At 69.9% G+C, this 14,756-nt stretch carries 10 protein-coding genes and 3 pseudogenes; 8 read left to right on the forward strand and 5 right to left on the reverse strand.

What is annotated here, in order from left to right:
• Positions 1-75: 75 nt before the first annotated feature.
• Positions 76-312 carry a hypothetical protein gene (locus ACLIYP_RS00665; RefSeq protein WP_049803811.1) on the reverse strand — a complete coding sequence of 79 codons (237 nt, stop codon included), beginning with the start codon at positions 310-312 and terminating at the stop codon, positions 76-78.
• Between the two features lie 577 nt (positions 313-889).
• Here ACLIYP_RS00665 and ACLIYP_RS00670 point away from each other — a divergent pair.
• Positions 890-1,168, forward strand: a pseudogene (locus tag ACLIYP_RS00670) (sigma factor-like helix-turn-helix DNA-binding protein); the annotation flags it as partial.
• A gap of 72 nt (positions 1,169-1,240) precedes the next feature.
• On the opposite strand, the gene ACLIYP_RS00675 reads toward ACLIYP_RS00670, so the two are convergent.
• The 4 genes and pseudogenes from ACLIYP_RS00675 to ACLIYP_RS00690 all read right to left on the reverse strand — a co-directional run bounded on the left by ACLIYP_RS00675 (position 1,241) and on the right by ACLIYP_RS00690 (position 4,462).
• Entirely contained in the window at positions 1,241-1,645 is a 405-nt protein-coding gene (locus tag ACLIYP_RS00675) for a type II toxin-antitoxin system PemK/MazF family toxin (protein ID WP_412711162.1), read from the reverse strand.
• 223 nt (positions 1,646-1,868) lie between these two features.
• Positions 1,869-2,009: a hypothetical protein gene (locus ACLIYP_RS00680; protein ID WP_412711163.1), complete on the reverse strand. Its 141-nt coding sequence runs from the start codon at positions 2,007-2,009 to the stop codon at positions 1,869-1,871.
• 335 nt (positions 2,010-2,344) lie between these two features.
• Positions 2,345-2,740 (reverse strand): annotated as a pseudogene (locus ACLIYP_RS00685) (helix-turn-helix domain-containing protein); the annotation flags it as partial.
• Between the two features lie 288 nt (positions 2,741-3,028).
• Positions 3,029-4,462, reverse strand: coding sequence for an endo-1,4-beta-xylanase (locus ACLIYP_RS00690; protein ID WP_412711164.1), 1,434 nt, complete (start codon positions 4,460-4,462; stop codon positions 3,029-3,031).
• A 721-nt stretch (positions 4,463-5,183) separates the two neighbouring features.
• Between ACLIYP_RS00690 and ACLIYP_RS00695 the strand changes: the two genes are divergently transcribed.
• The 7 genes and pseudogenes from ACLIYP_RS00695 (at position 5,184) to ACLIYP_RS00725 (ending at position 13,866) form a co-directional block, all read left to right on the forward strand.
• Positions 5,184-6,650: a non-reducing end alpha-L-arabinofuranosidase family hydrolase gene (locus ACLIYP_RS00695; protein ID WP_412711165.1), complete on the forward strand. Its 1,467-nt coding sequence runs from the start codon at positions 5,184-5,186 to the stop codon at positions 6,648-6,650.
• A 288-nt stretch (positions 6,651-6,938) separates the two neighbouring features.
• Positions 6,939-7,274: a trypco2 family protein gene (locus tag ACLIYP_RS00700; protein WP_412711166.1), complete on the forward strand. Its 336-nt coding sequence runs from the start codon at positions 6,939-6,941 to the stop codon at positions 7,272-7,274.
• A gap of 39 nt (positions 7,275-7,313) precedes the next feature.
• Positions 7,314-10,670: a tetratricopeptide repeat protein gene (locus tag ACLIYP_RS00705; RefSeq protein WP_412711167.1), complete on the forward strand. Its 3,357-nt coding sequence runs from the start codon at positions 7,314-7,316 to the stop codon at positions 10,668-10,670.
• Between the two features lie 117 nt (positions 10,671-10,787).
• Positions 10,788-11,183 (forward strand): MerR family transcriptional regulator, encoded by a 396-nt coding sequence (locus ACLIYP_RS00710; RefSeq protein WP_412711168.1) that lies wholly within the window; start codon positions 10,788-10,790, stop codon positions 11,181-11,183.
• A gap of 106 nt (positions 11,184-11,289) precedes the next feature.
• Positions 11,290-12,213: an NADP-dependent oxidoreductase gene (locus tag ACLIYP_RS00715; protein ID WP_412711169.1), complete on the forward strand. Its 924-nt coding sequence runs from the start codon at positions 11,290-11,292 to the stop codon at positions 12,211-12,213.
• 156 nt (positions 12,214-12,369) lie between these two features.
• Positions 12,370-12,857: pseudogene (locus ACLIYP_RS00720) on the forward strand (transposase); the annotation flags it as partial.
• Positions 12,858-13,029: 172 nt separating this feature from the next.
• Positions 13,030-13,866: an alpha/beta fold hydrolase gene (locus ACLIYP_RS00725; protein WP_412711170.1), complete on the forward strand. Its 837-nt coding sequence runs from the start codon at positions 13,030-13,032 to the stop codon at positions 13,864-13,866.
• Positions 13,867-14,756 lie beyond the last annotated feature (890 nt).

The following is a 14,756-nucleotide window of genomic DNA, read 5'->3' on the forward strand; positions in this document are numbered from 1 at the left end:
GGTTGGGGCGACTCGGCAACGTTCTGTGTCACATCGGTCCGCAGGGGCACCGATCACACACTCAAGATCGCGCTGCTATCCATTCCGGCCGTATCTCGGCTGACCCTCCGGTTCTGCGAACGGGTCGCGTCCGTCGACCAGGATGGTCGGCGAGCTGGTGAAGCCGATCCGCTCGGCCTCTTCCTGCCCCGTGACCACGCGGGTGGCGAACCCGATGTCGCGCAGACCAATATCGTCCAGCGCTCGCCGCAGCAGGTCGGCCGCGGGCTCCTCGCTCGGGCAGTCCGGCACGACCAAGACCTCGATGTTCATGCCCTCAGGACCGCGCTCATCGCGGCATTGTGGCTTTTGGCCTCACCTTGGCTGAACCCCAGGTAGGCGAACCCAAGCAAGATCAATCTCACCGGGATTTCCTGTACCTCAACTACTCACACCCGGGATGGCAGCGTTCACTGCGGCGCGGGACCGGAAACCGGAAGGGCTCCTCCTGGCGAGGGATCCGGGCAGGGCACTTCTTCACCTTAGGGCGGGCCCGGCCTGGGCATCCCGGTGCGCGGACGAGCCGGCATCGCACTGATGGCGGAGGAACCGCGCACCTGCCGTCGCCGTCGGCTCCGCCGACGTCATCACCGCCGCTGTCCTGGGCACCCCGGCCCTGCTGTTTGTCGCCCTGTTCGTCTACGGCGCGGGCACCGCCACCAACCTCCGGGCCCGCTACGCCGGAGCCGACCTCGCCTCACCCCGCCCTGGACGAACGCGACCGCATCCGCGCCGCGATGGACCGCATCCTGCACGGACGCCCCGAACGCTCCGACGGCCGCTGACCATCGTCGCCCTCGCCCTCGAAGCCGGCGTCCCACGCAACGCACTCACCCAGCGCCACACCGAGCGGTCGCGGAAGAACCGGGCCGTGCTGTCGTACGAGGACCGGCTGCCCGAGCTGGTGGTGACCGTGGACGACGGAGCGGCGCCCGAGGACAACGCGGTGCTCGCCGAATCGGTCGGGCTCGCCCTGCTGGTGGGCCGCGACACCCTCACCCCCACCGAGCGGCTGGCGTTCGTCCTGCACGACATGTTCGCGGTGCCCTTCGCCGAGATCGGCGAGATCATCGGCCGGTCCACCGACACGACCAAGATGCTCACGAGCCGGGCCCGCCGGAAGGTGCGGGGCGCACCGCTGCAGCGTTGACCATCTGGACGAGATCGTCCACACCGTCGGCGGCGTCCGTCCCTTGCCCGCTTATTCCAGTCCGCCGAGGCGGAGGGCATCCTTCATCTCGCTGAGCTTCGCGGCTGCCGTCTCGGTCCACTCCTGCGGCTGTCCAGCAACACGGAGGGCGTCCTCAATCTCGCTGAGCTTCACGGAGGACAGCACGCCTGCCCGCTCGATCAGGTCGTCCCGGGAGACGGTGGTCAGCCACGTGCACGGGGTGAAGCCTGGACGCGGGAACGCGAACCGCAGCACGCCTTCAAAGGGCAGTCCTTCCGTGGCGCCCACGGCCACTTCCACGCCCAGACCGCTGATGTCGACGCCCGCCGGAGCGACGACCTGCATCGCCCGGAGCCCGGACGCCTCGTCTCCCGGCAGCAGCACGACCGGCCGTCGCTCATCAAACTCGACCCACCAGACTTCGCCGTGTTGCATATGTCCTCCAGGCACGATCTGCGGTGAGGGCGCTGTGAAAACGGGTGCGGCCACCGTTGATCATCGGTGTGTGAAGACTGGAGATCATGCGGTGGCCGCAGGTCACAGCGTAGACCGTGCCCGCTGGCAGGAGTCGTTCGAGGGCCTGACGCAGCGGATCGCGGGCCGCTTCGCGTGGGTTGAACCCCGGTGCCGGGTGCGGGACTTGGCCCTTGGACTGAGGTCAGCTCGTGCTCAACACGGTGAGCTCGACAGAGAAGTCGTCGCTGACCGCGCCGCGCAGGGCGTCCGGGGACAGGACCTGCGAGGCGGGCCAGGTGGCGGCCGCGGCGCGGACACGGTCGATACGGCCGGAGGCGGTCATCGCGGCCGCCGTCACCAGGCGGCGCCGGCGGCGGCCAGCGCGAGGAGGGCCAGGGCGGTCAGGCTGCAGTCGACCGCCCAGCGCAGCCGGGCGGACTTGGCCATCGCGATGATGGACATCACCCGCACCTGGGCGGGGCGGGGGTCGCCGCCCGTGCAGGCGCGGACGGCAGCCTCGTCCAGCCCGGCCCGGCAGGGGAAGGAAGCGTGGTCGGCGCCGTTCAGGCAGGGCCGGACGACCAGGAGCAGCAGCACCGCGGCGATACCGAGCGCGAGAGCGGCCGCGCCGCCGAAGACCTTGGTCGCGGGTGGCAGGCCGGTGTCAGCGGCGGAGGCCGGGCCGGTGACGGCCTGGATGGTCACGCCGTGCCGCCGGGCCTTGCCGGAGTAGTCGCCTTCGCCGTCGCCGACCCGGTCGCACTCGGCGAGGGTGCCGCCCACCAGCACGTAGTCCGGCCCGGCCCGCCGCAGGGCGCGGGCGAGGGAGGGAGCCTTGTCCGCCGGCAGCGCGGTCCCGCTGTGTACGTAGGCGTGGGCGGTGGCTTCGCTGATGCCGAAGCCTGCGGCGATCTTGGCGAGGGTGGGGTGCTCGCGCAGGTGGACCGGGGCGGCCATGGCCCGCTGGTGGGGCGGGAGCTTGCAGCGGCGGTCGCCCTCGCGGGTGACGATGAGCACGGTGACCCACTCCGCGAGCGTGTGCGGCAGGCCGAGTGCGGCAGGGCAGGTCGGCAACAAGACTCCTTGGCTGGTGAGTTGAGACGTCAGACACCTCGACCAACCACCCAGGGGTCTCGCTCGTCACGCGGCCCTGCCCGTCACCCGTTCAGTGGCCACGCCGAAGAACCTCGCTGTCGCCGCCTCGGCGGGTGCCGGATTCACTCCGGCGAGCAAGCCGGTCACGAGGGTCGCCGCCGTCACGGCGGCGACCCTCGTGACCATCAGCGACGACCTCGTGGTGGGGTGGGGGAAGCAGCACCGTAGGCCGTCACCGATTCCCCCTTTCGTCGGTGGCGGGCCTTGTCAGGCGCGGGTCCAGCGCTGGTTGCTGCCGTTCGAGCAGGAGTAGAGCTGGATCAGGGTGCCGTTGGCGGTGCCGGCCCCGACGGCGTCGAGGCAGAGGCCGGACTGGACGCCGACGATGGATCCGTCGGAGTTCAGGCGCCACTTCTGGTTGTCGCCACCCCAGCAGCTGTAGATCTGGACCTTGGCACCGTTACCGGTGCCGGCGGCGTCCAGGCACTTGTCGCCGTAGACCCTGAGCTCGCCGGCATCGGTGTACGTCCACTGCTGGTTGGTGCCGTTGTGGCAGTCCCACAGATGGACCTGGGTGCCGTCGGTGGTGCTGGCGTTGGGCACGTCCAGGCAGCGGCCCGAACCGACGCCCTTGATCGTGTTGCCGTCCCCGGGCGGCGGAGTGGTGGAGCCGCCGTTGAGTGCGTCGAGGACGGCGGTGTACGCGGGCTTCTTGCTGCCGTTGTTGTAGAACAACAGCGGCGTGTGCTCCGAGCGCCACGAGTCGCTGTCGCGCACGCCCCAGACGGTGACACCGAGGCAACGGGAGACGGCCAGGCAGTCGTTGACCACGGCGGCGTAGGTCGAGGGCGAGGCTCCCTGGATGTCGAGTTCGGTGATGGCCACGTCAACGCCGAGGGCGGCGAACTCCTGCAGCGTGGTGCGGAAGTTGCTGTTGTAGGGGCTGCCGCTGTTGAAGTGCGACTGGAAGCCGACGCAGTCGATCGGCACGCCGCGCTGCTTGAAGTCCTTCACCATGCGGTACATGGCCTGGGTCTTGGCCCAGGTCCAGTTCTCGACGTTGTAGTCGTTGTAGCAGAGTTTGGCGGACGGGTCGGCGGCGCGCGCGGTGCGGAAGGCGACCTCGATCCAGTCGTTGCCGGTGCGCTGCAGGTTGGAGTCGCGCCGGGCTCCCGAACTGCCGTCGGCGAAGGCCTCGTTCACGACGTCCCACTGCGCGATCTTGCCCTTGTAGTGGCTCATCACGCCGTTGATGTGGTCGATCATCGCCTGGCGCAGTGCGCTGCCGCTGAGGTTCTGCATCCAGCCGGGCTGCTGGGAGTGCCAGGCCAGGGTGTGGCCGCGCACCTCCTTGCCGTTCTGCACCGCCCAGTTGTAGACGCGGTCGGCGGCGGTGAAGTTGAACTGGCCCCGCTGCGGCTGGGTGGCGTCGATCTTCATCTCGTTCTCGGCCGTCACCGAGTTGAACTCACGGGCCGCGATCGTCGCGTACGTCGAGTCGCTCAGCCTGTTCGCGGCGATGGCGACGCCGAAGTAGCGGCCGCTCTGCGCCGCGGCGGCGCCGAGCGTGCTCTCGGCTGCCTGAGCGGACGGTGGCGCGACCAGTGCGGCGACCACACCGAGGACGCCGGCGACCAGCGTCAGCAGCAGAGCGCGGAGCTTCCGCCGGACAACGGATCTGGGAAGGGCATGAGAGCCCATGGCTGTGCCTCCAAGGTAGAAATAACGGAACCACCGGACACCGCGGTCATGGGAGCCGGGAGGATCTCGACCGGCACGGACGGCGCCCGGCCGGCCGCCGAGTGACGTACGCCGGGCGGCAGCGGTCTTCCGACACAGGCACGGGGGCACTCCAACGCTGCTCAGCCGGGGGCGTCACGCGCCGTCGCGCACCTCTCCGCCTGCACGAGGCGTCAGGATGCGCCGGTGTGAGCCTCACCGGAACGAAGAACGGGGTGGCGCGGGTGTTTCGGTGTGTGGATCTGTCGTGCTGCTGTGCGCGGCTCTGCCGTACAGCGCAGTCCGCACAGGACCACGACGTTCGAAGTATCGAACCATGGTCGACCATCCAGACAAGATACTGAGGAATTGACAGCACCTCGTCAACCCTCGCGGCGCGAAAGATTTTCGCCCCGCACGCGAAACTTTCGAACCCTCGCGAGCCGGGCGGATCCCTGGACCGGCGAGCCGCACCATGAACCTGCGGAAGCCCAGTCGGCGTGACGGCTTGTCGCCTCCGAGGGGAAGGAAGTGTTTACGGACAGCTCGGCGACAGGCCTTGACCGGAAGGCCCCGCCTTCCTAGCTTGTGGCGTCACAGAACCGGGAAACCTCCGAAACTTTCGAACCCGCCCTTGCCTCCGGCACGGCCGTTCCACGGTTCATCGGCGTCATCTCACCCCCGCCCCCAAGGAGGCCCTCTGATGTGGCTTCGCCACCCGTCTCCGGTCCACCCAAGGCGCCTACTCGGCGTCTTTGTTTCCTTACTGCTGGCGGCCGCCTTCCTCGGTGCCCAGCCCGCCGAAGCCGCAACCGTAGACCCCAACGCCTCGTATGTGCTGGTCAACCGCAACAGCGGCAAAGCCCTGGATGTCTACAACCTGGCGACCGACGACGGCGCCCGCATCACCCAATGGACCAGGAACAACCAGAACCAGCAGCAGTGGCAGTTCGTCGATTCCGGCGACGGCTACTACCGCATCAAGTCCCGCCACTCGGGCAAGGTACTGGACGTCTACAACTGGTCCACCGCGAACGGCGGCTCGGTCGTCCAGTGGACCGACCTGAACGGCACCAACCAGCAGTGGCGGCTGGCCGACAGTTCGGACGGCTACGTGAGGCTCGTCTCGCGCCACAGCAACAAGGCCCTCGAAGTGCAAGGTGCCTCCACCGCCGACAACGCGAACATCGTCCAGTACGACGACTGGGGCGGCGCCAACCAGCAGTGGCGGCTCGTCAAGGTCGGCACCGAAACCCCCGGCTCGTGTGATCTTCCGTCGACCTACCGCTGGACATCGACGGGCGCGCTGGCGCAGCCCAAGCAGGGGTGGGTCTCGCTCAAGGACTTCACCGTCGCCCCCTACAACGGCAGACAACTCGTCTACGCGACCACGCACGACACGGGGACGAGGTGGGGTTCGATGAACTTCGGCCTGTTCACCAATTGGTCGGAGATGGCCTCGGCCAGCCAGAACACGATGTCCAATTCCACCGTCGCACCCACGCTCTTCTACTTCGCTCCGAAGAACGTCTGGGTGCTCGCCTACCAGTGGGGCAGGACCGCCTTCTCCTACCGGACGTCGAGCGACCCCACCAACCCGAACGGCTGGTCATCCGAGCAGGTGCTCTTCTCCGGAAGCATCTCCGACTCCGGAACAGGGCCCATCGACCAGACGCTCATCGGCGACGGCACGAACATGTACCTGTTCTTCGCCGGTGACAACGGCAAGATCTACCGGGCGAACATGCCGATCGGGAACTTCCCGGGCAACTTCGGCTCGGCTTCGACAGTAATCATGAGCGACACGACGAACAACCTGTTCGAAGCCCCACAGGTCTACAAGTTGCAGGGCCAGAACCGCTACCTCATGATCGTCGAGGCGATCGGCTCGCAGGGCCGGTACTTCCGCTCCTTCACGGCCACCAGCCTGAACGGCTCCTGGACACCCCAGGCCGCGACCGAAAACAATCCCTTCGCCGGCAAGGCCAACAGTGGCGCCACCTGGACCAACGACATCAGCCACGGCGAACTGATCCGCACCAGCCCCGATCAGACCATGACCGTCGATCCCTGCAATCTGCAGTTGCTCTACCAGGGACGCAGCCCCAACTCCGGCGGCGACTACGGCCTCCTGCCCTACCGCCCGGGTCTGCTGACACTGCAACGCTGACGGCATGACACGATTCCGGCTCCGCTAGGGAGCCGGCGTGGCGGGCTCGGCGGAAGGCCGAGCCCGCCACGCCGTAGTCCGAAAAGCCTAGGTCCCCCGCCCGCACAGTTCGGTTGTGGGCCTGCTGGCCTACTGGCCAGGGTGGGTTCGTCGGTTCGTGTGGCCGGGCCCCGCCACGCCGGCCCCGTTCACAGCGGCTTCACCGAAGACGGTGTGAACGGCACCACGTTCGGTTATCGTCCCCTTCCGTACCGGCGGAACTCGGCTGGTGGACGAGGGGGACTGGGGATGGGAAGCGGGAACGGGCACGGCGAGCAGGGACTGGACCTCGCGGACGCGATCACGCTGCTGCGTGACCAGATCGCCGAGGCTCAGGCCAGGATCGCCGGCCTCGACGGCACCGATGCCGGGCACAAGGGTGTGCTGTTCGGCCTGGGCGACATCACGCTGGAACTCGGCATGGAGCTGACCCGCACCCGGGGAGCCGACGGCGGGCTGCGCTTCAGTGTCGTCACTTTCGGCGCCAGGCGGGAAAGAGCGGACCGGACGACGCACACGGTCACAGTGCAGCTCAAACCGCACCGCCCCGACGGCGGTGACGTTCTCGTCGGCGCCTGGGAATAGCAGGCGGCACGCGAGCGCCGGGGGACGGGGGCGAGCATCGTGATCGAGTGGGACCGGCGCGTGCAGGTGCGCCGCTACCGGCCGGGGATGTTCCGACCCGGGGAGGAGGCGCCGGGGGACGGGACGACGCGCTTCGGATCCGGCTATCTGGTGGCACCACGTCTCGTGCTGACCGCTGCACACGTCCTGGGTGACGCGTCGGGGCCGGCCCCGGGCACCGTGACGGTGTGCCGGCCCGACGCAGGGTCGAGGCAGTTCACCGCACGGGTGCGCTGGTACCGCTGCACCGACACCGTCGACGCCGCCCTGGTCGAGGTCGGCAACGTACCGGACTGGGAGGCCCCCGGATCGCTCGCCGATCTGCGCAGCCAACCGCCCCAGCGGTGGGGCCACCTCATCGGCACCCGGCGGTACCCGGCCACCATGGTCGGCTTCCCCCAGCAGCAGCGCACCGCCGGCGGCACGCGCCTGGACGGGCAGGTGGACGGCGACATCCTGCCGGGCACCGGTTCGCTGGCCCAGCGCTACGAAATCCTCAGCAGGGATCCAACCCTCTCCGGCCCCTTGGCGGGCATGTCCGGCGCTGCCCTGCTGTGCGGACAAGGCGGCGACCTGGTGTGCGGAGTGGTCCGCGTGGACCGGCAGGCGACAGGCGGGAGCTGGCTGGTCGCCACACCGGCCGCCGAACTCCTGAAGTGCGATGACTTCCGCGCGGTGATCACGGAGCATTCCCTGGGCTGGGACCCCCTCCTGGAGCCGGCTGAACCGGCCGAGCTGCTGGAACCGGCAGCCCGCGAAGGGGACCTGCGCTCTCCCGCCATGCTGTTGCGGGCCGACGCCGAGGTCGTCACGTTCCACGGGCGGGAGAGGGAACTGCGCGAACTGAGGGACTGGTGCGAGCACGACCCTCAGACCTTCTCCGTCCGCGTCGTCACCGGGCCCGCCGGTCAGGGCAAGACCCGTCTCGCCCGGCGCCTGACTGACGAGCTCCGCGGGCAGGGCTGGGTCACCGGGCACCTGCGGACGTCGCTGCGCGACAGAGACGTACCCGCCGACAAGCTGTCGTCCTTGGACACCGCGCTTCCTTTGCTGCTGGTCATCGACTACGCGGACTCCCGGCCGAACCTCGTGCGCCGCGTCGTCGAGCACCTGCGCACCACCCGCCACCCGACGAGAGTCCTGCTCCTCGCCCGTGCCGACGGCAGCTGGCGGCAGGACGGTCTCGGCGCGGCGTACGCGGAAGAGATCCTCGCCCGCGCCCCCGTCACCGCGCTCGCCCCGCTGGCCCCCGCCACAGAATCGCAGGAGGCGCGGGCCGCGCTCTACACCGGTGCGGTGACCGACTTCGCCCGCCTGCTGGACCGGCTTCCGGACTTCCCCGGCCGTCCGAAGGCCGGGTGGGGCGTCCTCGCCCGTGCGTTGAGGCCCCCGCGCGACCTGGCGGACGAGGAGTACGCCTGCGCACTCACGCTGCTGACGAGAGCCCTGACGGCGCTGCTGCAACACGGGACCGCGCACGTCACGCGCTCCCCGGACGACTCTGCCGCCGTCCTCCTCCGCCACGAGCAGCGGTACTGGATGCGGTCCGCCCGCGACCACGCGGGGCGGCTCGACGGTGTACCACCGGACAGTTTGAACGAGACTCTGCACACCGCCGTGGCCGTCGCCACATTATGCGGGGCAGCCGACCAGGCCGAGGCCGTGGCCACGCTCCGCGGTGTCCTCGGTCTCCCCGTCCGCACCGTCGAGGGCGTCGCCGCCTGGCTCCGCTCCCTCTACCCACCGGAGCAGGACCGCTACTGGGGTGCCCTCCGGCCCGACCGCGTCGGCGAACACCACGTCTGCCGGGTCCTGTTCGATCCCGCCCTGTCCCTGCCCGTGGCCCCCCTGTTCGCCGACGGCTCCACCGACCAGCAGATCCAGCTGTTCACCGTGCTCGTACGCGCCGCGACAGCACATCACGAAGCCGGCCGGGTGGAACAGGCGCGGCACATCGAGCAGGAACTGCTCCGGTCAATCGACCGGGCGGAACTCGACCACGGGACCCTGGTGTACCTGAGTGTTCTCCTGCCGCACAGGGAGAGCTGCCTGGAGATGCTGGCGTTGCGGGTCGCGCAGGAGCGGGTGACGCTCGGCAAGCGCCGCGTACGGATTGAGGACTCTCCCGCCGCGGTGACGAGTCACGCTCTGTCGCTGGACAGCCTCAGCCGGCAACTGACGCGGGCGCAGCGCCACGAGGAAGCGCTGCAGCACCAGGAGAATGCGGTCGGGATCCTGCGCGACGTGGTGCAAGCCGACAGCGGACACCGCCTCCTGTACGTACACGTCCTCGTCAATCTGAGCGACTGCCTGCGGAGGGTGGGCCGGGACGGGGAGGCGCTCCCGGCCGTGGAGGAGGCGGTGGACCTGCTGTGCCGGCTCGCCCATGAGACCGACGCGGAGCCCCGTGAACAAAGCAGCGTCGCATTCCGGCTGACGAACCTGGAGCCGCAGTTCTGGGAAGCGGGGCGTCCTGACAAGGCGCTCCGGGTGCTCACACAAGCGGTGGACTTGTACGAGCGTGTGGCCGAACCGGGTTCGGGAGACGAGGTGTTGCTGACCGAATCCCTGATCAAACTCGGTGTTCGGCTGGTGCAGGCCGGACACCGGCAGGAGGCCCTCCACGTCACCGAGAAGGGCGTGGAACGCATGCGCCGTCTGGCTCGGACCGACCTGCGGTGGGAGCCCTCGCTGCTCTCCGCCCTGAACAACCAGAGCAATCTGCTCGAAGGGGTCGGCCGTGTCGTGGAGGCGATCGGCGTCCTGGAGCAGGCCGTCGCAATCGGACGGCACCGCATCCGGACAGGTCTGGCCGACGAGTCCCTGGAGCACCTCCTTCGCTCGACGCGGCTGGGCTGGCTTCAGATGGAGACCGGACGCTCTCAGGACGCGGTGGAGAATCTACGCAGTGCCGTTGGCGTGTGGCAGCGTCTGACCGGGGTTCCTCCGCAGGTGTACGCCTACATCGCCAAGTGCCTGCTCCACCTCGGCATGCTGCTGTTCGGGGCGGAACAGTACGAGGAGGCTGTGCAGGTCACCGAGGAGTCGGTGCAGATCCGGCGTCACCTGGCGGCGGCCGACGCGGAGGCCGGCGAGTCCGAGCTCGTCGACGCGCTGGCCGTCCTCGCGTCCCTGCGCTGTATGACGGGCGATCCGCCGGGCGCGCTGGTCGCAGCGGACGAGGCGGTGAGGATCTGCCGCGCTCTCGGTGGCACCACAACCAGCGTGCTCACCTCCCTGCACGGCGTGTTGGAGGCGGAGGCACACATGAGTGACCGTCTCGGGGACGAGCAGCGGGCCCGGCAAATCCGCCGCTGGCTCGCAGCGAACCCGCTCCTCCGCACGGGCAGCGGATGAGGAGGACGGTCTCGATCTCGTCCTCGAAGGACAACCCCGCGGCCGTGGGGGTGTCCGCGGGCGTCCATGACTCGACGGCGGTCCGAACCCGGAGCACGCGGGCGTAGGCTCTCAGGGATGCGGACAGGCGAGTTGTCCAAGCGCACGGGCGTGAGTCCGCGCTCACTGCGGTACTACGAAGAGCAGGGCCTGCTGACAAGCTCACGCTCCGACGCGGGGCAGCGTCACTATTCCGATGCCGCGGTCCAGCGCGTGTCACTCATCCGGCAGCTGTTCGACGCGGGTATGTCCAGCAGGGTGATCGCGACTGTGCTGCCGTGTGTGGACCTCCCGGGTGACCTGGGCGTCGCCGAGGAGACGTTCACGGCGATGATGCGCGAGCGCGACCGGATCGACGCCGACATCGCGCACCTGATCGAGACCCGGAATGCACTCGACGTGCTGATCAGGGCCAACAGCCGGCACCGGACGGAGCTGTCCACGGCCCCGGAACCGGTGGCGCGGTCGGTCTGACGCTGTGATCTGCGTCTCAGCCGGTTGCCCCTCACATCAATGTCAGAGGTGAGGATGGCGACAACGCCCGGAATCACCGGGCCGGTCGTACGAGAGGCCGCGGAAGATGGGGCAGGCGTGGGGTTTCGGCAGGTATGGCGGGCCCGAGGTGCGGGAGTTCTTCGATCGTCCCGACCCTGTCCCCGGTCGCGGCGAGGTGCTGGTCCAGGTCGACGTCGCCGGCGTGAATCCCCTGGACCACCTTCTGCGCTCGGGTCCGGTCGACGGGCTCGACGGCGGGCGTCCGTTTCCCCGTGTGCTGGGCATGGAGGCAGCCGGAACCGTCCTCGCCCGGGGCGAGGACGTCAACGGGCTCGAGGTGGGTGACGCGGTCTTCGGCTTCGCACTCACCGGTGGCGGCACCTACGCCGAGACGACGGTGCTGTCCGCGCCGAACACCGCGCGCATCCCGCAGGGCCTGTCCGCGACCGTGGCGGCAACGCTGCCGGTGGCCGGGACGACCGCGGTGGACGTGCTCGACCAGCTCGGCCTCCCGGCCGGTGCCACGGTCCTGGTCAACGGAGTCGGGGGCGGGGTCGGCCTCGCCGTCGCCCGGCCGGCCATCGGGCGCGAGCTGCGTGTGGTCGGCACCGGGAGTACCACCAAACGCGAGCATGCCGAGGCCATCGGGGTGCGGTTCGTCGACTACACCGCCGAGGACGTCGCCGCCGCGGCACGCGAGCTGGTTCCGGACGGCTTCGACGGGATCGTCGACCTGGCCGGAGGCACCTCGCTGCGGACGGTCGCTCCGCTGGCCCAGGATCCCCGCAACGTCATCGCTGTGGGTGATATGTCCGTGCCCGATCTCGGCGGGCGTTTCGTCGAGCGTCGCGTCGACCGCGAGAACCTGGAGCGGTCGGCCCGGCTGGCCCTCGACGGACTCCTCGCACCCGTGATCACCGCGGTCCATCCGCTCTCCGACGCCCCGGCCGCCCTCGCCACCGTCGAGAACGGTCACGCCTCGGGCAAGGTCGTCATCAAGGTGGCGTGAGAAGTGCCCGGCCGTCTGACGCTGTCGACCGTCCACCGCGGACTGACGAGAACCCGTGGTCGGCGCATCGTCAGCTGAGCACGTTCACCTGTACGGGGTTGAGCACGTTCAGACGTACGCCGACAGTGACTGCCGTGCTTCCGCTCGGACCGAGTGAACGGCCGGACGGTGCGGGATGTGCCGGTCGACGGCCGGCAGGTCGTGGTCCGGGTGAGGACACGACGGCCGGTCTGTCCGGTCCTGGGCTGCAGGCGGCAGGCGGCAGGCGGCAGGCCTTCCCAGAGCAGGTCCCCGGACTTCTGGAGCGCCATCAGTGCCGCACCACACGTCTGACCGGCCGGCTCTCCGAGCTGGTCAGGGAGTTGTGCGGCCGGGCGTCCGCCCGACCCGCCCGATCGCCGGCCGTGCCCGTGCCGTACGCCTCCGCCCCGCGGCTGCTGCGGCGGGTGCCCGTGCCGGCGGTGCGGATCCCGCGGGTGACCGGGGTCGACGACTTCGCCCTGGGGCGCCGGCAGAGCTACGCAACGATCGTCATCAACGCCGGGACCGGTGAGCGGATCGAGGTACCGCCCGGCCGCGAAGCCGCCACTGCGGAAGCCTGGCTGCGCGGACATCCGGGCATCGAGGCCTTGTACCGGGACGGACGGACCGGCCACCTGCGCCGAGGCGGTCCGCACTCTCGCCCCGGCGCCTGGCCCGCTACCTGGTACGCGGTGTACCGGTCGCCGGTTGAGAAGCTGTCCGCGGTGCGCACGGCACCGCTCCGGGGCCGTGCACACCACGGCCGGACACGCGCTCACGAAAGGAAAGGCCGCTTTGGCAGGCTGGCAGTTGCACCGGACCTACGACAGCCCGTCCGGAACCGTCCGCTGGGACCGGTTGGGACCGAAGGACGGGGAGCCGGTGGTCCTGATGCACGGCACACCGTTCTCCTCCTACGTCTGGCAGGAGATCGCCCGCGCCCTGGCGGCCCGGCGCTACCAGGTGTTCGTGTGGGACATGCCCGGCTACGGCGCGTCCGAGAAGTTCAGCGGCCAGGACGTGTCACTCGCGGCGCAGGGAGAGCTGTTCGGCGGACTCCTCCAACACTGGGGACTGTCCCGGCCCTCGGTGGTCGCACACGACTTCGGCGGGTGCGTGTCCCTGCGCGCCCATCTGCTGCACGGGGCCGAGTACCGCAGGCTGGCGCTGGTCGACCCCGTCGCACTCGCCCCCTGGGGTTCGCCCTTCTTCCGGCTGGTCGGGGAGAACACCGAGGTCTTCGAACAGCTCCCGCCGCCGCTGCACCGCGCGCTGGTAAGGGAGTACATCGCCTCGGCAAGTCACAGGGGGCTGCGCCCCGGCACGGCCGATGCTCTCCTGCTGCCCTGGTCCGACGAGACGGGGCAGGCGGCTTTCTACCGCCAGATCGCCCAGGCCGACCAGCGCTTCACCGACGAGATCCAGGGCCTGTATCCGCAGATCACCGTTCCCGTCACCGTGTGCTGGGGCGAGCAGGACACCTGGATCCCCGCCGCGAAGGCCCACGAACTGGCCGCTCTCATCCCCGGCGCACGGCTGCGCCTCATCCCCGACGCGGGCCATCTCGTTCCGCTGGACGCGCCCGCCCAGCTCCTGGCCGAGCTGCTCGGCTTCCTCACCACGACCGGATGAACCACCGGGCCGTGGTGGTGGTGCCCCCCACCACGGCCCTCCTCCGGCACGACGGCGGGACGGCCGCCGAACTCGAACGCGCGGGTCCCGGTGACCGGTGCCGCGCCCCGGCTGCTCCTTGCCCCTTCCTCGTGCGGTTCCCCCTCCCGGCGTACTGCCCGAGGCCCAGCGGCGTGCCGAGGCTGACGCCCGTGCGGTCCGCCCGGCGGCCCTGCGCCGCCGAACGCGGGCTCAGCCAGGCGGCACGGCCGGGCACCACACACCGAACCACCGCTCGGCGCCCCATTCCTGGACTGCTCCGCCTCGGTGAACCCCGGCCTCACCGCGAGCCGCACCGCGCGGGCGCTGGCGCTCCGGGAGGCCGGGAGGCCGACGGCTCGGTGATGTACCGGTAAGGCGGTGGCGATGCCGATTCCGCACCCTGCGGTGAGCTGAGTGTGGTTGTGGCCGCGCCCTCAGCCGGGCCGGCACCGGCAGAGCCTGCCGTCCGGTGGTCAGCCAGCGCCACGGCGCGCCCTGTTGGTGGCGATGTGCGGTCAGCTCACGGGTGAGGAGACGCGGGGCCGAGGTGGACAGATCGACGCCGACTGGGTAGCCGAGCACGCGGAAGCTCCCGGCGAACAGGCGGTCCTGGTCGTGGACCCGTCCACCAGAAACTTCTTCCCGTCCGGACACCGCCCTCCACTCACCACGACCACCCGCCCGGCCAGGCGGCTCGGGGACAGCTCAGTGTGCCGATCTTGGAGGCGCTTGCCGGACAAGGGTGGCCGCGCTGGTCACGGCGGACGGTGAGCGGATACCTGCGCAGTCCCGTCCATGGACCTGCGCCGCCGCCCTTGGGCCGGCAGTCCCGCAGGATCTTCCGGTTCTTCGTTAGGGCGAAGACGTGC

The sequence above is a fragment of the Streptomyces nanhaiensis genome (genome assembly GCF_046614825.1).
Classification (GTDB): Bacteria; Actinomycetota; Actinomycetes; order Streptomycetales; family Streptomycetaceae; genus Streptomyces; species Streptomyces radiopugnans.